Annotated in this window: 20 protein-coding genes; 4 read left to right on the plus strand and 16 right to left on the minus strand. The window is 66.4% G+C overall.

Translation table 11 applies throughout. The features are described from left to right. The 3 genes from glpK to ASPHE3_RS09780 form a co-directional block, all read right to left on the minus strand. Window positions 1-1,515, minus strand: coding sequence for a glycerol kinase GlpK (gene glpK, locus ASPHE3_RS09770; RefSeq protein WP_013601060.1), 1,515 nt, complete (start codon window positions 1,513-1,515; stop codon window positions 1-3). A 48-nt stretch (window positions 1,516-1,563) separates the two neighbouring features. Further along, a complete protein-coding gene (locus tag ASPHE3_RS09775; RefSeq protein WP_013601061.1) occupies window positions 1,564-2,313 on the minus strand; it encodes an MIP/aquaporin family protein in 750 nt (249 codons plus the stop codon). Window positions 2,314-2,403: 90 nt separating this feature from the next. Next, complete coding sequence (locus tag ASPHE3_RS09780; RefSeq protein WP_013601062.1) at window positions 2,404-4,263, minus strand: glycerol-3-phosphate dehydrogenase/oxidase; 1,860 nt, start codon at window positions 4,261-4,263, stop codon at window positions 2,404-2,406. Window positions 4,264-4,348: 85 nt separating this feature from the next. On the opposite strand from ASPHE3_RS09780, the gene ASPHE3_RS09785 reads away from it, so the two are divergent. The 4 genes from ASPHE3_RS09785 to ASPHE3_RS09800 are packed head-to-tail and all read left to right on the plus strand — an operon-like array spanning window position 4,349 to window position 8,210. Then, a complete protein-coding gene (locus ASPHE3_RS09785) occupies window positions 4,349-5,323 on the plus strand; it encodes a sugar-binding transcriptional regulator (protein ID WP_013601063.1) in 975 nt (324 codons plus the stop codon). A gap of 10 nt (window positions 5,324-5,333) precedes the next feature. Then, entirely contained in the window at window positions 5,334-6,203 is an 870-nt protein-coding gene (locus ASPHE3_RS09790; protein ID WP_013601064.1) for an aldo/keto reductase, read from the plus strand. Window positions 6,204-6,210: 7 nt separating this feature from the next. After that, window positions 6,211-7,137: an alpha/beta fold hydrolase gene (locus ASPHE3_RS09795; protein ID WP_013601065.1), complete on the plus strand. Its 927-nt coding sequence runs from the start codon at window positions 6,211-6,213 to the stop codon at window positions 7,135-7,137. Then, a complete protein-coding gene (locus tag ASPHE3_RS09800) occupies window positions 7,134-8,210 on the plus strand; it encodes a glycosyltransferase family 4 protein (protein WP_013601066.1) in 1,077 nt (358 codons plus the stop codon). Before ASPHE3_RS09795 ends, ASPHE3_RS09800 begins: the two co-directional genes overlap by 4 nt. 28 nt (window positions 8,211-8,238) lie before the next feature. Here ASPHE3_RS09800 and ASPHE3_RS09805 read toward each other — a convergent pair whose 3' ends face one another. The 13 genes from ASPHE3_RS09805 to pyrR form a co-directional block, all read right to left on the minus strand. Continuing rightward, window positions 8,239-10,398 (minus strand): primosomal protein N', encoded by a 2,160-nt coding sequence (locus tag ASPHE3_RS09805; protein WP_013601067.1) that lies wholly within the window; start codon window positions 10,396-10,398, stop codon window positions 8,239-8,241. 161 nt (window positions 10,399-10,559) lie between these two features. Continuing rightward, window positions 10,560-11,795, minus strand: coding sequence for a methionine adenosyltransferase (gene metK, locus ASPHE3_RS09810; RefSeq protein WP_013601068.1), 1,236 nt, complete (start codon window positions 11,793-11,795; stop codon window positions 10,560-10,562). A gap of 86 nt (window positions 11,796-11,881) precedes the next feature. Beyond that, window positions 11,882-13,129, minus strand: coding sequence for a bifunctional phosphopantothenoylcysteine decarboxylase/phosphopantothenate--cysteine ligase CoaBC (coaBC, locus tag ASPHE3_RS09815; RefSeq protein WP_013601069.1), 1,248 nt, complete (start codon window positions 13,127-13,129; stop codon window positions 11,882-11,884). A gap of 34 nt (window positions 13,130-13,163) precedes the next feature. Beyond that, on the minus strand, window positions 13,164-13,424 hold the full coding sequence (gene rpoZ, locus ASPHE3_RS09820) for a DNA-directed RNA polymerase subunit omega (protein WP_003800778.1): 261 nt from the start codon (window positions 13,422-13,424) through the stop codon (window positions 13,164-13,166). Window positions 13,425-13,439: 15 nt separating this feature from the next. Continuing rightward, a complete protein-coding gene (gene gmk, locus ASPHE3_RS09825; protein WP_013601070.1) occupies window positions 13,440-14,036 on the minus strand; it encodes a guanylate kinase in 597 nt (198 codons plus the stop codon). A gap of 51 nt (window positions 14,037-14,087) precedes the next feature. Then, complete coding sequence (gene mihF / locus ASPHE3_RS09830; protein WP_174266613.1) at window positions 14,088-14,405, minus strand: integration host factor, actinobacterial type; 318 nt, start codon at window positions 14,403-14,405, stop codon at window positions 14,088-14,090. Window positions 14,406-14,515: 110 nt separating this feature from the next. Next, complete coding sequence (gene pyrF / locus ASPHE3_RS09835; RefSeq protein ID WP_013601072.1) at window positions 14,516-15,376, minus strand: orotidine-5'-phosphate decarboxylase; 861 nt, start codon at window positions 15,374-15,376, stop codon at window positions 14,516-14,518. Continuing rightward, complete coding sequence (carB, locus tag ASPHE3_RS09840) at window positions 15,369-18,683, minus strand: carbamoyl-phosphate synthase large subunit (protein WP_013601073.1); 3,315 nt, start codon at window positions 18,681-18,683, stop codon at window positions 15,369-15,371. The genes pyrF and carB overlap by 8 nt, the downstream gene beginning before the upstream one ends. After that, window positions 18,683-19,975: a glutamine-hydrolyzing carbamoyl-phosphate synthase small subunit gene (gene carA / locus ASPHE3_RS09845; protein WP_049786055.1), complete on the minus strand. Its 1,293-nt coding sequence runs from the start codon at window positions 19,973-19,975 to the stop codon at window positions 18,683-18,685. Before carA ends, carB begins: the two co-directional genes overlap by 1 nt. After that, the gene (locus ASPHE3_RS09850) at window positions 19,956-20,474 is read right to left on the minus strand and encodes a PH-like domain-containing protein (protein WP_013601075.1); all 519 of its coding nucleotides are present in this window, start codon (window positions 20,472-20,474) and stop codon (window positions 19,956-19,958) included. The genes carA and ASPHE3_RS09850 overlap by 20 nt, the downstream gene beginning before the upstream one ends. After that, complete coding sequence (locus tag ASPHE3_RS09855) at window positions 20,474-21,814, minus strand: dihydroorotase (RefSeq protein ID WP_013601076.1); 1,341 nt, start codon at window positions 21,812-21,814, stop codon at window positions 20,474-20,476. Before ASPHE3_RS09855 ends, ASPHE3_RS09850 begins: the two co-directional genes overlap by 1 nt. After that, window positions 21,814-22,839 carry an aspartate carbamoyltransferase catalytic subunit gene (locus ASPHE3_RS09860; RefSeq protein WP_013601077.1) on the minus strand — a complete coding sequence of 342 codons (1,026 nt, stop codon included), beginning with the start codon at window positions 22,837-22,839 and terminating at the stop codon, window positions 21,814-21,816. Before ASPHE3_RS09860 ends, ASPHE3_RS09855 begins: the two co-directional genes overlap by 1 nt. Then, window positions 22,836-23,423 (minus strand): bifunctional pyr operon transcriptional regulator/uracil phosphoribosyltransferase PyrR, encoded by a 588-nt coding sequence (gene pyrR, locus ASPHE3_RS09865; RefSeq protein WP_013601078.1) that lies wholly within the window; start codon window positions 23,421-23,423, stop codon window positions 22,836-22,838. Before pyrR ends, ASPHE3_RS09860 begins: the two co-directional genes overlap by 4 nt. Between the last annotated feature and the right edge of the window lie 80 nt (window positions 23,424-23,503).

Genomic DNA, 23,503 nt, shown 5'->3' on the forward strand with positions numbered 1-23,503 from the left:
TTACCGCACGTCCTCGTCCACCCAGTCCATGGACTTGGTGACGGCCTTCTTCCAAAGGCGCATCTGGCGGTCCTGTTCGGCCTGGTCCATCTGCGGTTCCCAGCGCTTGTCCTCGGACCAGTTGGCGGAGCACTCGCCCAGGTCCTTCCAGAACCCGACCGCAAGGCCGGCCGCGTAGGCCGCGCCGAGGGCGGTGGTCTCCACCACCTTGGGGCGGATCACGGGAACGCCCAGGATGTCCGCCTGGAATTGCATCAGTGCATCGTTGGCGACCATGCCGCCGTCGACCTTCAGTTCGGACAGCGGCACGCCGGAATCCGCGTTGACGGCGTCCAGCACCTCGCGGGTCTGGAAGGCCGTAGCTTCCAGGGCGGCCCGCGCGATGTGGTTCTTGTTGACGAAACGGGTGAGGCCCACGATGGCGCCGCGGGCATCCGAGCGCCAGTAGGGAGCAAAGAGGCCGGAGAAAGCCGGGACGATGTAGACACCGCCGTTGTCCTTCACCGACGCTGCCAGGGTTTCCACCTCGGGGGCGCTGTTGATCAGGCCCAGGTTGTCCCGCAGCCACTGGATGAGCGAACCGGTGACGGCAATGGAACCTTCCAGAGCGTAGTGCGGCGCTGCGTCCCCGAGCTTGTAGCCCACGGTGGTCAGCAGCCCGTTCTTGGAGTGGACGATCTCTTCGCCGGTGTTGAAGATCAGGAAGCAGCCGGTGCCGTAGGTATTTTTGGCTTCGCCGGTGTCGAAGGCAGCCTGCCCGAATGTGGCGGCCTGCTGGTCACCCAGGATCCCCGCCACGGGAGTCTCGCGGAGCAGCTGCGAGCTGTGGACCGTGCCGTACACCTCTGAAGAGGACTTGATCTCCGGCATCATGCTGCGGGGTACGCCGAAGATACCGAGGATTTCGTCGTCCCACTGCAGCGTTTCGAGGTCCATGAACAGAGTCCGGGAGGCGTTGGTAACGTCAGTGACGTGGACACCGCCGTCCACACCGCCGGTCAGGTTCCACAGCACCCAGGCATCGGTGTTGCCAAAGACCAGGTCCCCGGCTTCTGCCTTTTCGCGGGCACCTTCCACGTTGTCCAGGATCCACTTGATCTTGGTACCCGAGAAATAGGTTGCCAGCGGCAGTCCCACTTTTTGCTTGAACCGGTCCGGCCCTCCGTCCCTGGCCAGCTCGTCCACGATGTCCTGGGTCCGGGTGTCCTGCCAGACGATGGCGTTGTAGATTGCTTCACCTGTGGTCTTGTCCCACACCACCGCGGTTTCGCGCTGGTTGGTGATTCCGACGGCGGCAATATCGTGCCGTGTCAGGTTCGCCTTGGACAGGGCGGAGGCAATGACCTCACGGGTGTTGTTCCAAATCTCCGCAGCGTTGTGCTCTACCCAGCCGGCCTGCGGGAAGATCTGTTCGTGCTCCATCTGCCCTGAGGACACGATGCTCCCGCTGTGGTCAAAGATGATGGCCCGGGTGCTGGTGGTTCCCTGGTCGATGGCGATTACGTACTGGTTCATTGTTGACGTCCTTGTCTGGTTACGGGTTGTGCAGGGTTTTTAAGGAAGCTAGGCAGCGGCCGTGACGATGATGGGTACCAGGTTGGCGACGATGCCGCCCAGGGCACCGCCGACGAGCGGGCCCACCACGGGGATCCACGAGTAGCCCCAGTCGCTTGACCCCTTGCCCTTGATGGGCAGCAGGGCATGGGCGATGCGCGGACCAAGGTCACGGGCAGGGTTGATGGCGTAACCGGTGGGGCCGCCGAGGGAAACACCGATGCCGACGACGAGCAGTGCCACCGCCAGGGGACCCAGGCCCGATGGGGTTCCACCAAAGGTGAGGATCACGAACACCAGGACAAAGGTGCCGATGATTTCCGTGACCAGGTTCCACGGGGTGGAGCGGATGGCGGGACCGGTGGAGAAGACGCCGAGCTTGCTGGCAACTTCCGGCTCGGCGTCGAAGTGCTGCTTGTACGCGAGCCAGCAGGCCACGGCGCCCAGGAAAGCACCGAGCAGTTCACCGCCGAAGTACGTCAGCGTGGAGGCGAAATCCACCGGAACGTCCGGCGCGTATTCGTCCTTGCCATTGACCAGCAGCCCGAGCGTGACAGCCGGGTTAAGGTGCGCCCCTGACTTCGCGGCAACGTACACACCCGCAAAAACAGCAACACCCCAGCCCCAGGTGACCATCAGGAACCCGCCGCTGTTGCCTTTTGTACCCCTCAGGGCAACGTTGGCTACGACGCCGCAGCCCAGCAGGGTAAGCATTGCCGTTCCGAAGACTTCGGATAAGAAAACAATTCCAAGAGACATCTTTGACTCCTTTGTATTTTGTTGTAAGTCCTTCGCGGGTTGAAGGACCGTGGGCCGGGGCGGGTTGCCGCCCCGGCCTGCAGCCTGGTCCTAGGCGACCAGGCTGTGGGTTTCTACGCGGTGGAACCGCTGCAGCACATCCTGTGCGTGCTTGATCTCTGCTGCACGGGCTGCAGCATCCCATCCCAGGGGAACAGACAGCACGTCCGCCACCTCGTTGAGCAGTTCCCCCGTCACCAGACCCCTGAAGGCCAGTGAGGTCCTGCGGATGAGGACGTCCACCAGGTGCCCCACCTGTTCCTGCGCGGCCATGAACTCAAGCTCACGGACGCTCAGCTCGCGGGTGGAGCGCAGCGGCCGGTCAGGTTCGGCGTCGAGGTACTCAATGACTGCTTCGGCCCGGGTGCCGTACCTGGTGAGCAGGCCAGCGGTGCGGTCTGCATCGCGGCCGGCCGCCATGTGCGCCTTGATCCATTTCTGCACCCCGGCCTCGTCTGACGGGAACCCTGCCCCTCCGCCGATGGGGAGCTGGGCGGTGGAGACTTTCCGGGCCACGCCGATTTCGGCCAGGACATCGTTGGTCATGTGTTCGGCCAGGGCGCGGAAGGTGGTCCATTTGCCGCCGACCAGGCTGAGTACTACCGCACCGGCACCGTCCGTGCCTTTGGCGGGCCCGCGGCGCTCGATGCGGTAATCGCGGGAGACGAAGCCCGGATGGGTGGCATCATGCCGGGGCAGCGGCCGGACGCCGGAAAAGGTGTAGACGATCTGGTCATGGGTGACGGCGATGTCCGGAAAGACATGGCCGATCAGGTCGAAGAAGTACTCGATCTCCTCATCGGTGCAGACAGCATCCTCTGCCATATCCGCATCCACATCGGTGGTCCCGACCAGCACCCGGTCCCCCATGGGGTAGATCAGGACGATCCGGCCGTCGGTGTGTTCGAAAAAAATCTCCCGGCCGCGGCAGGCCTCAAGGAGCGCGGGGTGGTCCAGCACAATGTGGGACCCCTTGGTGCCGCCCATGAAAGAGGACGCAGTGCCCATCGCATCATTGGTGAGATCCACCCAGGCACCGGTGGTATTGACGATCACGTCGGCCGTGAAGTCGAATTCCTCGCCCGTCAATTCGTCCCGCAGCCTCACGGTGCTGCCCCTGCCGGTACCGGCGTTCGGTTCGGCTGTCATGGACTGCAGTGAGACGTAGTTGCTGGCACGGGCGGTGTTGCCCTGGGCGTTGCCGGCGCCGGCGTACCCGGCCTTTTCCCCGTCCTGGAGGACGTCCAGCGTGAGCCGCTCCGGATTGTGCACGGATGCGTCAAAGTAGGTGGCGGTGTACTTGACGTCGGGGCGGAGGCTGGGCAATTCTGCGCGGGCACTCTTGCCGCTGAGGAACTGGTGCCGCGGTACGCTGCCGCCGTCGCGGGAAAATGAGTCGTACAGGCTGAGGCCGGCCTTGATCAGGAAGGCGCCGCGTTCCTTGGGCTTGCCGTGCTGCTTGTGGGTCAGGAACCGCAGTGGTGCCGCGAGCACCCCGGAAAAGGTGCTGAAGATGGGGATGGTGGTCTGCAGCGGCTTAACGTAATGCGGGGCGATCCGCAGCAGCCGGTTGCGCTCCACCACTGATTCGCGGACCAGGCGGAACTCACCATTCTCGAGGTACCTGATGCCGCCGTGGATCATGTGGGAGGAGGCGCCGCTGGCCCCCTGGCAGTAATCGCCGCGTTCGACGAGTGCAACGTCCACACCCTGCAGGGCAAGGTCACGGAAAGTCCCCACCCCGTTGATGCCCCCGCCCACCACCAACACCTTCGCGTGGGGGCGGCGGCGCAGCTGGTGCACCGAACTGCGCTCAACGTCCGGCTTCGCCGCTGAAGCAGAATGTCGGTCGGTTAAATCCTTGGGTCCCAAAACGACTCCCTTGGGCTTTGTATGGTGCGGCCACCGCATCGGTGCGCCGCCGTTCTCCACTATTGTTTGGACTAATGGAAAATGGAGTCAAGGACTATGCACAAACGTGCAGACAGGAGGCGGGATGGATCCCACAAGGCACTCGGACGCGCTGCGAGCTGCACAAATGTACTATCTGCAGGATCTGACCATGGATGCCATTGCGCGCGAACTCAGGACCTCAAGATCGACTGTTTCCCGCTTGTTGTCCTCCGCCCGTGATTCCGGCCTGGTGCAGATACAAATCCGCAATCCCCTCGATACCGGGCCGGAGCTCGAGGGCATGATCCGCCGCCGCTTCGGGGTGGATGTGCACGTGGTGCCGGTGCTCGAAACCCTGAATGAAGCCGAAACCCTCGACCGCGTGGCGATGCAGGCAGCCCGGACCATTGGCCCGCTGGTGGACTCCAACGCCATCATCGGGGTGGCATGGGGATCAACCCTCAGCGCCGTCAGCCGGCACCTCACCCGCAAGATCACCCACGACAGTGTGGTGGTGCAGTTGAACGGCGCGGGCAACATGCACACCACGGGCATTACCTATGCCAGCGACATCATGCGGCGCTTCGGCAGCGCCTACGGTGCCCGGGTGGAACAGTTCCCGGTGCCTGCCTTTTTCGATCACGCAGCCACCAAAACGGCCATGTGGAATGAGCGCAGCGTGCAACGCATCCTGGAACTGCAGGCAAAGATGAGCATCGCCATCTTCGGCGTCGGATCGGTGGACGCGGACTACCCCAGCCACGTGTACGCCGGCGGATACCTCGACGAGGCCGACCTCAATATCCTTGCCAACTCCGACGTGGTGGGCGATGTCGCCACCGTCTTCTTCCGTGGGGACGGGTCCTCGGACGGGATCGTCCTGAACGAACGATCCACCGGTCCGGCCCTTGCGGAACTGCGCCAGGTCCGGCGGAGGATCTGCGTGGTCTCCGGTGTCTCCAAGATCAACGGGCTGCGCGGCGCGCTCGCAGCGAACCTGGCTACGGACCTCATCCTGGACGAGGCCACCGCGCGGCGCCTGGTGGATTTCGAAGGGCTGGCCACGGTGAGTGGGTAGAGTCGAGGCTATGAGAACCTCACCGCGGATCAGCCTGAACAACGGCGTGCTGATCGACCAGCTCGGCTTCGGGCTATACAAGGTCCCTGCCGCAGACGCGGAAGGCCTCGTGGCAATCGCGCTCGCCGCCGGCTACCGGCACTTCGACACAGCCGCCATGTACGGCAACGAAACCGGGGTGGCCCGCGGCATCAGTTCACAACTGGGCGGGGACACCGGCAGCGGCGGGTCCGGGGAACTGTTCCCGGCATTGTCCAGGGAAGACCTGTTCATCACCACGAAGGTCTGGAACGACCACCACGGCTACGACGCCACGCTGCGTGCATTTGATGACTCCATGGTCAATCTGGGGCTGGACTACGTGGACATGTACCTCATCCACTGGCCATGCGCCCAGCGGGGGCTCTTTCCGGAAACCTACCGGGCGCTGGAGACCCTTTACCGCGAAGGGAAGGTCCGCGCGATTGGAGTCAGCAACTTCCAGCCCGCCCACCTGGACCGGCTGCTGCAGACTGCCGAAGTGGTCCCGGCCGTCAACCAGATCGAGCTGCACCCCTGGCTCCAGCAGGCTGAACTCCGCACGCTCCACACCGGGCTGGGCATCCGGACCGAAGCGTGGAGCCCCCTGGGCCGCGGCCAGGTCCTCGCCGACCCCGTGGTCCACGCCTGCGCCGCTGAGCACCGAAAGACACCCGCCCAGGTGATCCTGCGCTGGCACATGCAGCTGGGGAACATCGCCATCCCCAAGGCAAGCTCCGAATCCCGCATCCGCGAAAACTTCCACATCTTCGACTTCGAGCTCTCGGACCGGGACATGGCGGCGATCGCCGGCCTTGACCGGGGGCAGCGCACCGGGTCCCACCCGGACCACGTCAGCTAGGCAGGACATGACAACAGCTAAGCCCGGATCCCCCGCGCCCGCCTACTTCAGCGCGGACCTTGCAGGACGTACGTCCGCTTCCGCCGTCACGCTCGACGGCGGCAGCGTCGCCTTTTGGACCTACGAGCCTGTGGCAGTCACTGCGGAAACACGCACCATCCTTGTGATCCATGGGTTCCGCGGCGACCACCACGGACTGCTGCGCGTGGCCGACCAGCTTCCCGAGATGCGGATCATCATGCCGGACCTTCCCGGCTTTGGGGACTCGGAGGCCTTCACGTCAGGCACGCATTCCGTGGAACGGTACGGCGCGTTCATTGTACGGTTCATGGCCGCCCTTGGCCTCGGTCCGGACACGGTGCTGCTGGGCCACTCCTTCGGCTCCATCATTGCCTCGCACTTCGTGGCCAGCCACCCCGGAGCCGTAAATCCGCTGATCCTGGTCAATCCCATTGCGGCCCCGGCGCTGGAAGGGCCCAAAGGCCTCATGACCAGGCTCGCGATCCTGTACTACCGGCTCTCCGCCCGACTCCCCCGGCCCGCGGGGCTGGCCCTGCTCCGAAGCCCGCTGATAGTACGGGTGATGAGCGAAACCATGGCAAAGACCGGAGACCGGGACCTCCGCCGCTTCATCCACGGGCAGCACCACGCCTACTTCAGCGCCTTCGCCAGCCGCGAGAGCCTCCTGGAATCGTTCACCGCATCCGTCAGCAGCCATGTTGCTGAGGTCGCCGCCAGACTGACCCTGCCCGTCCTGCTGATCGCCGGGGAAAAAGACGAGATCGCCACGCTCCCCGACCAGCGCCGCCTCGCCGCGCTGCTGCCGGACGGCGAACTCAAGGTGATTCCCGGCGTCGGACACCTGATCCACTACGAGACCCCGGAACCGGCAGCCACCTTCATCCGCAGCTTCCTTAAGGACCATCCCGCGTGAAGATCGTTATCGACGCACGTTTTACCCGGACCGACCACCACGACGGCATCAGCCGCTATGGGGCCAGCCTGATCGCGGCGACGGCCAAAATCGCCGACGTTTCCATGCTGGTTTCGGATCTCCGGCAACTGGCACTGCTGCCCGAGGTTCCCTACACACTGATCAGCAGTCCGTTGTCGCCCAGGGAACTGTTCGTGGCGCGCACGATCAATAAACTGGGCGCCGATGTTGTGGTGTGCCCCATGCAGACGACGGGCACCTGGGGCCGCCGGTACGGGCTGGTCCTCACCCTCCACGACCTCATCTATTACGAGCACCCGGAGCCGCCGGGCTTCCTGCCCGGACCGGTCCGGCTGCTGTGGCGGCTGTACCACAAGGCCTTCTGGCCGCAGCGGCTGCTCCTCAACCGCGCCGATACCGTGGCCACCATCAGCCGGACCACCGAAGCGCTGATCGCCAAGTACCGCCTGACCCGCCGTCCCGTGCGGATCATCAGCAACGCGCCGCAACCGGAGCAGGATCCCCGGGAGCCAGTCGCGGATGCGGGCCGTTCGTTGGTGTACATGGGTTCCTTCATGCCGTACAAGAACGTGGAAACCATGGTGGCGGGCATGGCCGGACTGCCGGGGTACACCCTCCACCTGCTCAGCCGCATCACTCCGCAGCGCCGCCAGGAGCTGGAGCGGCTGGTTCCGCCGGGGGCGGATGTGGTGTTCCATAACGGCGTCACGGACGAGGAGTACCACTCCTTCCTGCGTTCGGCCACGGCGCTGGTGAGCCTCTCCCGCGCCGAGGGCTACGGCCTGCCGCTCGTGGAAGCCATGGCGCTGGGCACCCCGGTGATTGCCAGCGACATTCCAATTTTCAGGGAAGTGGGCGGTGACGCGGCCCTGTATGTGGATCCTGCCTCTCCCGAACAGTTCGCCGGGGCGGTTGCCATCCTGCAGGACAGCGTCCGCTGGCAGGAGGCATCACGCCGTTCAGTGGCCCGGGCCGGGGAGTTCAGTTGGGACGAATCAGCCCGCCAGCTGGTGGAGGTTGCCCACGAAATCATGGTGCGGCGGCAGCGGTAGCCGGGCGCCGCCCGCCGGGCCTGCTCAGCTAGAGCACGTCCACACCATCCAGCCGGAGCTGGAATGGTTCGGTGGTCCTCTTTGCAGCCGCCGCGGCCCGGGCCACCCGCAGGACACGGGTAACGGCCGCCGCCTGGGCGTAGGGGAAGAAGACCAGGGTACGGACGTCCTCTGCAGGGCGGCGGGCTGAGGGCGGACCATGAAGCACCAGCGGCGCCGGCCCGGCCATCCGGACCGTGATGCCGGCAGCACGCAATTCCGCCTCCACGGCAGCCGTGTAATGTTCGACGGCGGCGCGCGGCCCGGTCACAGAGGCGATGCGCACCGCGGGGGGGAGCTGCAGCTCCACCCGCAGCGCCAGCTCCCGCTGGGCGTAACCGGCAGGGTCCCACCGGAGCAGGGCGCCAACGGACGCCGCGTCCGAGGCGGTCACCACCACCAGGCCGCCCTCGGATGCGGGACGGACCAGGGCAGCGGCGTTGAACCAGCGGCGGACCGTGTCCTCGCCGGCGCGAAGGCTTTCGCGCCGGAGCAGCGAGTCTCCGTCCAGGAGCAGGGCGGCGGCGTAACCCCCCGGGGCTACCGGTTCAGCGCCCACTGTGGCCACCACCAGAGCCTTGGCAGCGTCCACCTTCGCCCTCACCTGGTCTCCGGAGGACGTGATGACGGCCTTGCCGGGAAATGCCCGGCCGAGTTCCTCAGCCGTCCTGATCGCACCGGTGGCACCCTTGCGGAGCCGCCGGCCTCCGCAGCGGCCGCACTGCCATCCTGGTGCGGGAGTGGAGCACCACCGGCATTGGGGCATTGCTGAGGAGCCGCTGGCGCCGGACACGGCCAGGGGTCCCTGGCAGGTGCCGCAGCGCGCCGGTTCCCGGCAAGTCCCGCACGCAAGGGACGGCGCATATCCGGCGCGCGCAACCTGCACCAGGACCGGCCCGCGTTCCAGGCCCTCCTTGGCGGCCCGCCATGCGGCGCCGGGAAGCCGGGCTATCCGGGCCAGCGGATCCCGCTCCTGTTCGAAGCTGTCCGCTGTATTCACCACCCGTGGCACGGTCAACCGCACGTCGGGCCGGGCGGCCTCAACAGCCTGCGCCCATCCGGCTTCCACCAGCCGCTGGGACTCGGTGCTCCTGGCGTGCCCTGCAAGGAGGCAGGCCGTACCTTCCTGCCCGGCACGCAGGAGCAGGACATCGCGCGCATGGGCGTACGGGGCGCGTTGCTCAATATGGAGGTCATCGCCGTCGTCCCAGCAGGCCACCAGGCCCAGGTCCGTCACGGGGGCAAAAGCAGCCGACCGGGTGCCAATCGCCACCCTGGCACTCCCCGTGAGGAGGCGAAGGAAATTCCTGTACCGGGGGGTGGGACCATCGTCGGCCGTCAGGCGGGCAACAGCCTCCGGCGGCAACAGGGCATGCAAAGCCTCTTCGAGCCGGTCTAGGTCCCGGTAATCGGGCACCACCACCACCGCGCCACGCCCCGACGCATAGGTTGCCGCGACTGCCTCGGCCAGCAGCTGCGGCCAACCCCCCGGACCGAATCCCTGCAGCGGGTTCAGGACCGCCCTGGGGGCACCGCCGTCCGCAAGGTGGCGAAGGAAGGGCACGCCGTTATGGTAAAGCTGCCAGGCAGGGCCTGCCACGAACCCACCGACAGCGTCCGGCGCCGCTCCTGTACCGTCCGGATCTGCCTCCCCCGGCTGCAACAGCGTTTCCCCTGCTGGCTGCCCGGCAGGCTGTTCGCCGGTCGGCCCGGTAACCAGCTCCTTTTCCAGCCGTGCCACGCGGGGCGGAACGGCAACGCGAACAACATCGCTGACAGTCCCTGCGTAGCGGGCAGCAACCGAGGCAACCAGTTCGCGGACGGCGGGCGTGAGGACGGCGACCGGCGACACCACTTTGGCCAGGGGCACCAGGCTTTGCCCGGCGTCGGACACGGCGACCCGCTCCATCAGGAAGCCGCTGAGCTCCTGGCCGTTGAACTTGACCTTGACCCGGACCCCCGGCTGCGCAGCCTCATCCAGGCCCTCCGGAACGCCGTAGTCGAAAAGGCGGTCCAAGTGCGGAAGCGACGATTCCACCAGTACCTTCGCCACGGGCAAGTGTCCTGCCAGCTGCGGCCCGGCCGGCCGGGCCGCCGTAGGGAATCCCTGGAGGAGCGACGGCTGCAAAGCTTCAGCGATGGCAATCATCTCCGTTCGGTTCACTGGTGGACATGCCCAGCCAACCACGGGCTACTGACATTAGCCGCGCGCCGGCCCGGACACACCGCCCAGGACGCCGCGCCGGGTCACAAGTCCCAACGTCACGAGGCGCTGGGTGTCCAAGCGCTGGGTGTCCAGGCGCTTAGGGATCAGGCGTTGAAGAATGCCTTCAGCTCGTCCACGCGGTCCAGCCGTTCCCAGGTGAAGTCCGGTTCGTCGCGGCCGAAGTGCCCGTGCGCGGCCGTCTTGGCGTAGATGGGACGCTTCAGGTCCAGCGCGTCGATGATGGCGCGCGGCCGGAGGTCGAAGATCTCAGCGATCGCAGCGCTGATGCGGGCAGGATCGACGGTTTCGGTGCCGAAGGTTTCCACATAGGTCCCCACGGGACGGGCCTGGCCGATAGCGTAGGCAATCTGGATTTCCGCCCGCTTTGCCAGCCCGGCAGCCACCACGTTCTTGGCAACCCAGCGCATGGCGTAAGCGGCTGAGCGGTCCACCTTGGACGGGTCCTTACCCGAGAAAGCGCCGCCGCCGTGGCGGGCCATGCCACCGTACGTGTCCACGATGATCTTGCGGCCCGTCAGGCCGGCGTCCCCCACCGGCCCGCCGATGACGAATTCGCCGGCGGGGTTGAGGATGTTCCGGACCCGGGACAGATCGAGGTTTGCGCCTGCCAGTACCGGCTCGATGACGATGGACGCGAGGTCCGCACGTAGCTGGTCCAGGCTGGCGCCCTCTGCATGCTGGCTGGAGATAACTACTGTTTCCACCGACACCGGGACGTCTTTGTCGTAGCCCACGGTCACCTGGGTCTTGCCGTCCGGGCGGAGGTACGCCAGTTCGCCGGTCTTGCGGACTTCGGTGAGGCGCTCGGACAAGCGGTGCGCCAGCCAAATGGGCAGGGGCATGTAGGACGGGGTTTCGTCGCTGGCGTAGCCGAACATCAGGCCCTGGTCACCGGCGCCCTGCAGGTCGTAATCGTCTTCCTGGCGCCCCTCGCGGGCCTCCAGCGAGTTGAACACACCGCCGGCGATGTCGTTGGACTGCTGGCCGATGGATACGGAGACACCGCAGCGGGCGCCGTCGAATCCGTTGGCAGAGGAGTCGTAGCCGATGCCGAGGATGGTCTCTCGGACGATCTGGGGAATTTCAACGTAGGCGTCGGTGGTGACTTCGCCTGCAACGTGCACCAGGCCGGTGGTGGCCATGGTTTCCACCGCTACCCGGGACTCCGGGTCGGCGGCCAGCAGGGCGTCCAGGATGGCATCACTGATCTGGTCGCAGATCTTGTCCGGATGGCCCTCGGTAACCGACTCGGAGGTGAAGAGCCGGAGCGCGGTAGGCGAGGCCCCGGACGTCTGGGGAATGTGCAGCGGTAAAGTCACTTAACTACCTTACTGGTTGGGATCCGCGCTACCTGCAGAGGACGTCGGGAGATGTCTCCGTGCTAAGCAAACGTGGCCTGAAACACTCAGGCGCGGGGTGAAACGGAATTCAGTTCAAAGCCGATCCGGCTGATGATGGCGGCCGAAACCTCCGTCTTGGTTCCTGCAGCCTCCTGCGGTTCGGAGCCGGAGCGGGCAAGGATGACCACGGAGTTCGTGTCCTGGCCGAAGACCTTGTCCGTCCCCACGTGGTTGACCACCAGCAGGTCGCAGCCCTTGCGCCGCAGCTTTGCCTCGGCGTAGGCGAGCACATCGCCTTCACTGTCACCGGTCTCGGCGGCAAACCCGACGATCAGCTGGTGCCCTGCGGACGCGTCTGCGCTGCGGGCATTACGCCGTTCCACGAGCTCCTGCAGGATGTCCGGGTTGCGGACCAGCGTGATGACGGGGTCGGAATGGCCCTCACGCTTTTTGATTTTGGTGTCCGATACGTCCGCCGGACGGAAGTCCGCCACCGCTGCCGACATGATGACGACGTCGGAATCAGCGGCCGCCGCCAGCGCGGCTTCACGGAGCTGCAGCGCAGTCTCCACAGGCACCACCTCGACACCTGCCGGCGGGGGAACCTCCATGTGGGCTGCCAGCAGCCGGACTGTGGCCCCGGCATTGCGGGCAGCCACCGCCAGGGCGACGCCCTGCTTTCCCGAGGACCTGTTCCCAAGGAACCTGACGGGGTCGAGCGGCTCCCTGGTGCCGCCGGCGGTGATGGTGACTGTCCGGCCGGCCAGGGGCAGCTGGAAGTCGGAACTGCCCTGCACAAGTGCCATGGCGGCGTCGAAGATTGCCTCGGGCTCGGGAAGCCGTCCAGGCCCGGAATCCGCGCCGGTCAGCCTTCCGGTGGCCGGCTCCAGGACGGCGGTCCCGCGGCTGCGCAGGGTTTCAACGTTGGCCTGGGTGGCGGCGTGCTGCCACATCTCGGTGTGCATGGCCGGGGCAAACAGGACCGGACCGCGGGCCATCAGGAGCGTGTTGGTGAGGAGGTCCCCGGCCTGACCTGTCGCGGCCTTGGCCAGGAGGTCCGCCGTGGCCGGTGCCACCACCACGAGGTCCGCCTCGTGGCCCAGCCGGACGTGGTTGACCTGGTGGACGTCGTCGAAAACGCTGTTGCTGACCGGGTTCCCGGACAGCGCCTCCCACGTGGCGGTGCCAACGAACCGGGTGGACGCCTCCGTGGGGATCACGGTGACGTGATGGCCGGCTTCAGTAAAAAGCCGGAGGAGCGATGCCACCTTGTAGGCGGCAATCCCTCCCCCGACTCCGAGGACTATGCGCACGTGATCTCCGTCAACAGCACGTCAGGCGGCAGTGTTACTCCGCGGCTTCGATCGGTGTGGAAACCAGCTTGCCTTCGTTGATTTCGCGCAGGGCGATCGAGAGGGACTTCTCGTTCAGCTTGGTGTCAACCAGCGGGCCGACGTACTCGAACAGGCCCTCGTGCAGCTGGGCGTAGTAAGCGTTGATCTGACGAGCACGCTTGGCACCGAAAATCACCAGGCCGTACTTGGAATCGGCTGCCTCGAGCAGCGAGTCGATCGGCGGGTTGATGATGCCTTCAAGGTTCGTGGACACGAATTCTCCAAAGTTCTAGCGGGCTGAGTGTTCCGGCGTTCCGTGCGGATGCGGGGTCAGCCCCATGAGTGAAACAAGCTCGTCCGCTGCCCGGCGAACGTCGTCATTGATAACGGTGTGGTCGAACTCCGGTTCAGCAGCAAGTTCCAGTTTAGCGGTTTCCAGGCGTCGCTGCTGTTCCTCGGGGGTTTCCGTGCCGCGGCCCACAAGCCGGCGGACCATTTCGTCCCAGCTGGGCGGGGCCAGAAACACGAACTGGGCGTCCGGAACGGCAGCCTTGACCTGGCGCGCGCCCTGCAGGTCGATCTCCAGGAGAACCGACCTGCCTTCCGCGATGGCCTGGTTCACGGTGCTTTTCAGCGTCCCGTAGGTGTTCTGGCCGTGGACCACGGCCCACTCCAGGAGTTCACCGTCGGCGATGAGCTTTTCGAACTCCTCCTTGGACTTGAAGAAGTAGTGGACGCCGTCCTGCTCTCCCGGGCGCGGAGCGCGGGTGGTGGCGGATACGGACAGCCAGACCTCGGGATAGTTGTCCCGGATGTAGGTGGACACGGTGCCTTTGCCAACAGCCGTCGGACCAGCGAGGACTGTCAGTCCCGGTTTATTACTCACGTATTCCTTTGTGCCGGAGTTCGTCGAAGGCTGGCCCTGGTGGGGTCAGCCCTAGTTCTCGTCTATAAAATCTACCAGTGCCCGGCGCTGGTGGACGCCCAGGCCGCGGACCCTGCGGGACGCCGCAATGCCCAACTGGCCCATGATCGCCGCCGCCCTGACCTTGCCGATCCCCGGCAGTGCCTCAAGCAGTTCGGACACTTTCATCCGTGCCAGGGCGTCGTCCTGAAGCGCTGCGGTGATGATGTCCGCGGCAGAGCGCTCACCGTTCTTCAGGCTTTCCTTGGCTGCCGCCCGGGCGGCCCTTGCTGCTGCTGCCTTGCTCAGGGCCTCAGCCCGTTCCGACGCGGATAACGGTCGCAGGACCATGGTGGACACCCCCGGATTCGGCGGATTCGTCCAAGGGCGGCCGCCCTTGGACCTGTCCTGAAACTACCCTCTGGTGCTGCCCGAATCAATGCATCGGGCGAAACAGGACACTATTCGCCGAGGAGTCCGTCCAGGGTCCGCTGGGCGGCCTCCCGCAATCTGCGCCGCTCCGGACCGGCAGAGAGAATCTCCCGGCTGGAGGTACCCAGGACCTGCGGGTAGGCAGCACCGAAGGTCGCGCGAAGATCAGCAGGCGTGGCTCCCTGGGCACCGAGCCCGGGAGCCAGGATGGGGCCGCGCACGGCGGCCAGGTCAAGGTCCAGCCGTGACAGGGCTGCGCCCACGGTGGCTCCCACCACCAGGCCCACTGAACCCAGGGGTCCCGCATAGCGGCCGTTCTCCGCCGCGGCCGCTTCCGTGATCCGGCGGGCCACGGAATCCACTCCCCCGACGTGCTGGACGGAGGCGCCCTCCGGGTTGGACGTCAATGCCAGGACAAAGACGCCGCGCCCGGTCTGGGCCGCGAGGTCCAGTGCAGGCCGCAGGGACTCGAAGCCGAGGTACGGGCTAAGGGTGACCGAGTCCGCAACCAGCGGCGAATCATCCCGCAGCCAGGCATCGGCATAGGCGGCCATGGTGGAACCGATATCGCCGCGTTTAGCATCGGCAATGGTGAGCACCGCTTCGTCGCGTGCTTCGGCGAGAAGTTCCTCCAGGACGGCCATGCCGGCCGAGCCGTGGCGCTCGTACAGTGCCACCTGGGGCTTGACGGCGGCAGCGAGGGAAGCCACCGCCTCCAGGGCGGTCAGGGAGAAGCGCCTCAGCCCAGCGGCGTCGTCGTCCAGTCCCCAGTCCTTCAACAGCGCCGGGTGCGGATCAATGCCGACGCAGAGCGGGCCGCGCGCGGCCATGGCCGCGCCGAGCCGGGAGCCGAAGGGCTCCCGGCCGGCGCCGGATACCGTCTCAGGCATGCTGCAGGGCCGCCTTCTGGGATTCTGCCAGGGCAGCGGCGTGCTCCTGCAGGCTGGTGACCGACCACTCATAGGTCCGCATCGCCTCGATGGCCTGCACCGCGGCGTTGAACTCGGCCACCGTGGTGATGCAGGGTATGCCGATGGACGTGGCAGCGGCACGGAGTTCGTAGCCGTCGCTGCGGGCCTCACCACCGGAGGGCGTGTTGAAGACCATGTCGATCTCACCGGCGACCACCAGGTCCGCGATGGTGCCTTCGCCTTCGGCACTGCTGCCTTCTGCCACCTTGCGGACTGGGGTAGCCTGGATGCCGTTGCGGCGCAGGACGTCCGCGGTGCCGCCGGTGGACACGATCTCGAAGCCGAGGTCGGAGAGCCGCTTGACGCCCATGATCACCGAACGCTTGTCCCGGTTGGCCACGGAGACGAAAATCTTGCCCTCCGTGGGCAGGGCGTTGTTCGCGGCGGCCTGGCTCTTGGCGAAGGCGGTATCGAAATGCTTGTCGATGCCCATGACTTCGCCGGTGGAGCGCATTTCGGGCCCGAGCAGGGAGTCCACCACCTTGCCCTCAAGGGTGCGGAAGCGGCTGAACGGCAGGACGGCTTCCTTGACGGAGACCGGGGCGTCCAGGGGGAGGCTGGAACCGTCCCCCACCTCGGGCAGCATCTTGTAGGCGCTGCGGAGCTGGTTGATGGTCACGCCGGTGCCGATCAGGGCTGCGGCCTTGGCCATCTGCACACCGGTGGCCTTGGAGACGAACGGCACGGTCCGGGATGCGCGCGGGTTGGCTTCGAGCACGTACAGCACGTCTGAGGCCAGGGCGAACTGGATGTTGATGAGGCCGCGCACGCCCACGCCTTCGGCGATGGCACGGGTTGCGGTGCGGACCCGTTCCAGGACGTTGGTGCCCAGCGTGATGGGCGGCAGGACGCACGCGGAGTCGCCGGAGTGGATGCCGGCTTCCTCGATGTGCTCCATGATGCCGCCCAGGTACAGGTCGGTGCCGTCGAAGAGGGCGTCGACGTCGATTTCGACGGCGTCCTCCAGGAACCGGTCGATCAGCACCGGATGGTCCGGGGTGATTTCCGTGGCGTTGGCGATGTAGCGGGACAGGTTGGGCTCGTCGTAGACGATCTCCATCCCGCGGCCGCCGAGAACGTACGACGGGCGGACCAGGACCGGGTAGCCGATCTCGTCAGCGATCTTCTTGGCGTCCTCGAAGGACACCGCGGTGCCGTTCTTGGGCGAAATCAGGCCGGCCTTGTCCAGCACCTGGGCGAAGGCCCCGCGGTGCTCGGCGAGGTCGATGGCCTCCGGGGAGGTGCCGAGGATCGGCACGCCGGCGTCGGCCAGCTGCTGGGCCAGCTTGAGCGGTGTCTGGCCGCCGAGCTGGACGAAGACGCCCATTACGCCGCCGGTGCGTTCCTCTGCCGCGATGACCTCCAGCACGTCCTCGAGCGTCAGCGGCTCGAAGTAGAGGCGGGTGGAGATGTCGTAGTCCGTGGACACGGTTTCCGGGTTGCAGTTGACCATGACGGTCTCGTAGCCGGCCTTGCGCAGTGCCATCGAGGCGTGCACGCAGGAGTAGTCGAACTCGATGCCCTGGCCGATGCGGTTGGGACCCGAACCGAGGATCAGGATGGACGGCTTGGAGTGCAGCGCAACCTCGTCCTCCTCGTCGTAGGCCGAGTAGTGGTACGGGGTGTAGGCGGCGAATTCCGCGGCGCAGGTGTCCACGGTCTTGTAGACCGGACGGATACCCAGTGCCTGGCGGACGCCGCGGACCACGGCCTCGGAGTTGTGGGTGAGGGCGCCGATCTGCTCATCGGAGAAGCCGTGGCGCTTGGCGCGCTTCAGCATGTCAACCGTGAGGGCACCGGCCTGGCGGATCTCATGGGAGATCTCGTTCAGCAGCTGCAGCTGGTCAAGGAACCAGGGGTCGATCTTGGTCGCTTCGAAGAGCTGCTCCACGGTGGCGCCGCCGAGGAGGGCGCGCTGGACCTGGTGCAGCCGCTCCGTCGTGGGGCGTTTGGCCTTCTCGATCAGCTCGGCGACTTCCCACTCGGGAACGGACCTGAAGTCCAGCTGCGAGCCCTTCTGCTCCAGGGAGCGCAGGGCCTTCTGCAGGGCTTCCGTGAAGTTGCGGCCCATGGCCATGGCCTCGCCCACCGACTTCATGGTGGTGGTGAGGGTGTTGTCCGCGGCCGGGAACTTCTCGAACGCGAAGCGCGGAACCTTGACCACCACGTAGTCGAGGGTGGGCTCGAAGGACGCGGGGGTCTTCTGGGTGATGTCGTTGGGAATCTCGTCCAGGGTGTAGCCCAGGGAGAGCTTGGTGGCGATCTTGGCAATCGCAAAGCCTGTGGCCTTGGAGGCAAGCGCCGAGGAGCGGGACACGCGGGGGTTCATTTCGATGACCACAACACGGCCGGTGGCGGGGTCGATGGCGAACTGGATGTTGCAGCCGCCGGTGTCAACGCCCACTTCACGGATGACGGCGATGGAGATGTCGCGCAGCCGCTGGTATTCGCGGTCGGTGAGGGTGAGGGCGGGCGCCACCGTGATGGAGTCGCCGGTGTGGACGCCCACGGGGTCGAAGTTCTCGATGGAGCAGACCACCACGACGTTGTCGTTCTTGTCCCGCATCATCTCGAGCTCGTATTCCTTCCAGCCGAGGATGCTCTCTTCGAGCAGCACCTCACTGGTGGGGCTGTACTGCAGGCCCTGGCCCACGATGCGGCGCAGGTCATCCTCGTTGTAGGCAAGGCCGGAACCCAGCCCGCCCATGGTGAAGGACGGCCGGACCACCATGGGGTAGCCGAGGTCCTCGGCTGCCTTCAGGGCTTCGTCCATGCTGTGGATGATGTGGCTGCGGGCGGATTCGGCACCGCAGCGCTCCACCACGCCCTTGAACTTTTCGCGGTCCTCGCCGAGTTCGATGGCGGCGATGTTGGCTCCGATGAGCTCCACGTTGTACTTCTCCAGTACCCCGTTCTTGTCCAGGGCGATGGCCGTGTTCAGGGCCGTCTGGCCGCCCAGGGTAGGCAGCACGGCATCCGGGCGCTCCTTGGCGATGATCTTTTCCACCACCTCGGGGGTGATGGGCTCGATGTAGGTGGCATCGGCGAACTCGGGGTCGGTCATGATGGTGGCCGGGTTGGAGTTGACCAGGATGACCCGCAGGCCCTCCTCCTTCAGGACGCGCAGCGCCTGCGTGCCGGAGTAGTCGAACTCGGCGGCCTGGCCGATGACGATCGGGCCGGAACCAATGACGAGGACGCTTTTGAGATCTGTACGTTTCGGCATTACTTCTTGTCCTCAGTCTTGTTGTCGTTTTTGTGTTCAGCGCCGGCGGGGTGTGCGGAGTCCACCGGGTCCTTGGACAGGTTGGCGGTGCGGCCGTCCCGGGTGCCTTCCATCAGGTCGATGAAGCGGTCGAAGAGGTAGGCGGCGTCGTGCGGTCCGGCCGCTGCTTCCGGGTGGTACTGCACGGAGAAGGCGGGGATGTCGAGGCAGGCGAGGCCTTCCACGACGTCGTCGTTGAGGCTGACGTGGCTGACCTCCACCCGGCCGTACCGCGCCTCAGGGGCCTGGGTGGCGCCGTCGAGCGGTGCATCCACGGCAAAGCCGTGGTTCTGGGAGGTGATTTCCACCTTGCCGGTGCGGCGGTCCATCACGGGCTGGTTGATGCCGCGGTGGCCGTAGCGGAGCTTGTAGGTGCCGAAGCCCAAGGCGCGGCCCAGGATCTGGTTGCCGAAGCAGATGCCGAAGTAGGGCAGCTTTTCATCCAGGACGGAGCGGAGCAGCTTGACCTGGGCATCGGCGGTTGCGGGGTCGCCGGGGCCGTTGGACATAAAGAAGCCGTCCGGGTTGACGGCCTTGACGTCCGCCAGGGTGGCGGTGGCGGGCAGCACGTGGACGCGGACGCCGCGCTCGGCGAACCGGACGGGGGTCATGGCTTTGATGCCGAGGTCGACGGCGGCGATGCTGAAGCGGGGTTCGCCGTCCCAGCCGTGGTCCTTGGGTTCCACCACATATGCCTCGTCGACGCTGACTTCCTCTGCCAGGCGCGCGCCTTCCATCGGGGCGCTGGCCAGCACGGCGTCGAGCAGCTCCTTGTCCGTGGCCTGGGCGGCTTCCCCTGAGAAGATGCCGGCGCGCATGGTTTTGTGCTCGCGCAGGTGGCGGGTGATCGCCCGGGTGTCCACGCCCTGGATGCCCACGATCCCCTGGGCCACCAGCTCCTCGTCCAGTGAACGCTCGGAGCGCCAGTTGGACGGACGGCGGGCGGCGTCGCGGACGATGTAGCCGGCCACCCAGATGCGGCGGGACTCGGCGTCGTCATTGTTCACGCCGGTGTTGCCGATGTGCGGGGCCGTCTGGACCACGAGCTGGCGGGCGTAGGAGGGGTCCGTGATGGTCTCCTGGTAACCGGTCATCCCGGTGGCGAAGACGGCCTCGCCCAAGGCGGTTCCGGTGGCGCCGTAGCTGCTTCCGCGGAAGATGCGGCCGTCTTCGAGGACCAGCGCAGCGGGCGCGGAAACTGGAGCGGATACTGCTGTGTTTGTTGTCACTGTCTTACTTTCCACTATTGGCATCAGCCGCGGGGGCCGAAGAAATCAATTCCTGAAGTGCTTCGAACAGAACGTCCTTGTCCGCCGCGCGGCGGGTGCGGAACCCGGTGTCCAGCGCGTGGCTGCCGTGGGTCCAGGCGAGGACCAGCAGGCCGTCCTTTTCCACGAACTTGCCGGCCATGCCGCTGTCCTGCCGGACCCCGGTCAGCGTCGCCGCCGGGATGTAGAGGGCCGGCGCTCCTGAACGGTCAAAGAGGACGCCGTGCGGATAGACCGCGAGGCCGGCGTTGGTGCGGATTCCGAGGCTGTGCACGGCGATCCGGTCCAGCCAGTCGCCGGCTGTGGTGGTGGCGACGTACTGCCCTTCTGCGGCGGCGAGCGGCTGCCCGGGTTCGGTGGGCACCGCAGGCAACTGGCCGACGTCGGACTGGCGGCGGAGCCTGTTGCGCCAGCCGATGGCGAGGAGGACAAAGACGACGGCGATGATCGCCAGCATCGCAAGTCCGGGAAGGATCTTGTCCATCAGGCGACGCCTGCGGCGGTGGCGGCAGCGTGCGGGTACGGGGTGTTGAGTTCGCCGTTGAGGACCGTGGGATGGCCCTTGAAGAAGGTGGCCACCACCTTGCCCGGCAGTTCCCTTCCCTTGAACGGTGAGTTCCGGCCCATGGTTGCCATCCGGTACGGATCAACCGTCCACCGCGCGGCCGGGTCCACCAGAATGACGTTTGCCGGTTCCCCTGCTTCCAGGGGCCTGCCCTGGTCTTCAAGGCGGCCGATTTTCGCAGCTGCGGTAGAGGTGACCCTGGCAAAATCCGCCCAGGTCATCAGGCCTGTTTCGATCATGCTGTGCTGGACCACGGACAATGCGGTTTCCAGTCCGGTCATGCCCATCGCTGCCTGCGCCCACTCACATTCCTTGTGCTCGCTGGGGTGCGGCGCGTGGTCCGTGCCCACGACGTCGATGGTGCCGTCCGCCAGTCCGGCCCGGAGGGCCTGGACGTCGGCATCGGTGCGCAGCGGCGGGTTGACCTTGAACACGGGATCGTAGCTGCGGACGAGGTCATCGGTGAGCAGCAAGTGGTGCGGGGTGACCTCCGCGGTGACGTTGATGCCGCGTTCCTTGGCCCAGCGGATGATTTCCACAGAGCCGGCGGTGGAGACGTGGCAGACATGGAGGCGTGAACCCACGTGCTGGGCCAGCAGGACATCGCGGGCGATGATGCTTTCCTCGGCCACTGCGGGCCAGCCGGCCAGTCCCAGGACGGCGGATACGTCCCCTTCGTTCATCTGGGCCCCGGCGGTGAGCCGAGGTTCCTGCGCGTGCTGGGCTACCACGCCGTCGAACGCTTTGACGTACTCAAGGGCGCGGCGCATCAGGACCGGATCGTGGACGCAGATGCCGTCGTCGGAGAACATCCGCACGCGGGCGCGGGAATCAGCCATGGCACCCAGCTCGGCCAACTGCTCGCCGGCGAGGCCCACGGTGACGGCTCCCACCGGACGCACGTCCACCCAGCCGGCCGCCTGGCCGAGGGTGTAGACCTGTTCCACCACGCCTGCCGTGTCCGCCACGGGAGTGCTGTTGGCCATGGCATGGACGGCAGTGTAGCCACCCAGCGCCGCGGCCCGTGTCCCGGTCTCGACGGTTTCGGCGTCCTCGCGGCCCGGTTCACGGAGGTGGGTGTGGACGTCCACCATGCCGGGCAGGGCCACGAGGCCTGCAGCGTCAATGACGGTGGCGCCTTCGGCTGAAAGGCCGGTTCCGGTGTCGGCGATGACGCCGTCGCGGATCAGCAGGTCGGCCGGTTCGCCGCCCAGGATCGAGGCGCTGCGGATCAGGTAGGTACCGGTGTTGGCGGCCATCAGTTGCTCTCCTTGGTGGAATGGGTGCCGGCGTAGGCCAGGGCGGGGGTGGCGGCTGGTTCGCGGGTGTCCCCGGAGAGCAGCAGGTACAGCGCGGCCATCCGCACCGAGACCCCGTTGCGGACCTGGGCCAGCACGGTGGAACGGGGGGAATCGGCAGCAGCTGCGGAGATTTCCAGGCCGCGGTTCATGGGGCCGGGATGCATGATGATGGTGTCTTTCATGCCCAGGTTGTCCAGCGCCCGCAGGCGGTTGTCATCAAAACCCCACCGCCGTGAGTATTCACGGGTGCTGGGGAAGAAGGAGGCGTTCATGCGTTCGCCCTGGACACGGAGCATCATGACGGCATCCACGCCCTGCCCCAGGGTTTCGTCCATGTTGTAGCTGACCTTGCAGGGCCACTTTTCGACGCCGATGGGCAGCAGGGTGGGCGGCGCCACCAGGGTCACGTCAGCGCCGAGGGTACGCAGCAGCCAGACGTTGGAGCGGGCCACCCGGGAGTGCAGGACGTCGCCCGCGATGGCCACCCGCATGCCCTTCAAATCGGCGCCCTGGGATTCGGTGCCAGCCAGGCGCGTCCAGTGCCGGCGCATGGTGAAGGCGTCCAGCAGCGCCTGGGTGGGGTGTTCGTGGGTGCCGTCCCCGGCGTTGATGACGGCGGCGTCGATCCAGTCGGTGGCGGCGAGCCGGTGGGGTGCGCCGGAGGCCCAGTGCCGGATCACGACCGCGTCAGCGCCCATGGCGGACAGTGTCTGGGCGGTGTCCTTCAGGGACTCCCCCTTTGAGACGGAGGAACCTTTGGCGGCGAAGTTGATGACGTCCGCGGAGAGGCGCTTTGCGGCGGCCTCGAAGGAGATCCGGGTGCGGGTGGAATCCTCGAAGAAGAGGTTGACCACGGTCCGGCCGCGCAGGGCCGGGAGCTTCTTGACCTCGCGGTCGCCCACGGCGGACATTTCCTCGGCGGTGTCCAGGATGCGGATGGCGTTGGCGAGGCTGAGGTCTTCGGTGGACAGCAGGTGCTTCATGAGCCGCCCTCGATGACTACTTCATTCACGGGTGCGCCGCCGGGGGCAGTGTCAGTTTCCTCGAGCCGGACGCGGACCTTTTCCGACGACGACGTGGGCAGGTTCTTGCCCACGTGGTCCGCGCGGATGGGAAGTTCGCGGTGGCCCCGGTCGATCAGCACGGCCAGGCGTACGATGCGCGGGCGGCCCAGGTCCACGAGTGCGTCCAGGGCGGCACGGATGGTGCGGCCGGAGTACAGGACGTCGTCGATCAGGACCACGACTTTGTTGTCGATGCCAGTGCGTGGAAGTTTGGTGGGGTACGGCGGGCGCGTGCCCTGGTGTGAGAGGTCATCACGGAACATGGTGACATCCAGCTGGCCGACTATTGCGGCAGCATCGACCGTGCTGTCCGCCGCGGCGATCTTGCCGGCGAGCCGGACTGCCAGCGGGTAGCCGCGGCGCGGGATGCCCAGCAGGACGAGGTCCTGGGAACCCTTGTTGGCCTCAAGGATCTCATGGGCGATACGAGTGAGGGCCCGGTCAATATCCGCCTGGCTGAGGACAACCCTGGCTGGAACCGGTGCGCTGGTGACAGTAGTCAACGCTCGTCTCCCCTTTCCCCGCCTCACAGGACGGAATTAAAAAAGGATTATGTGCGCTCCAAAATTACCACATGGGCCCC

This window comes from Pseudarthrobacter phenanthrenivorans Sphe3 (assembly GCF_000189535.1).
GTDB classification, from domain to species: Bacteria; Actinomycetota; Actinomycetes; order Actinomycetales; family Micrococcaceae; genus Arthrobacter; species Arthrobacter phenanthrenivorans.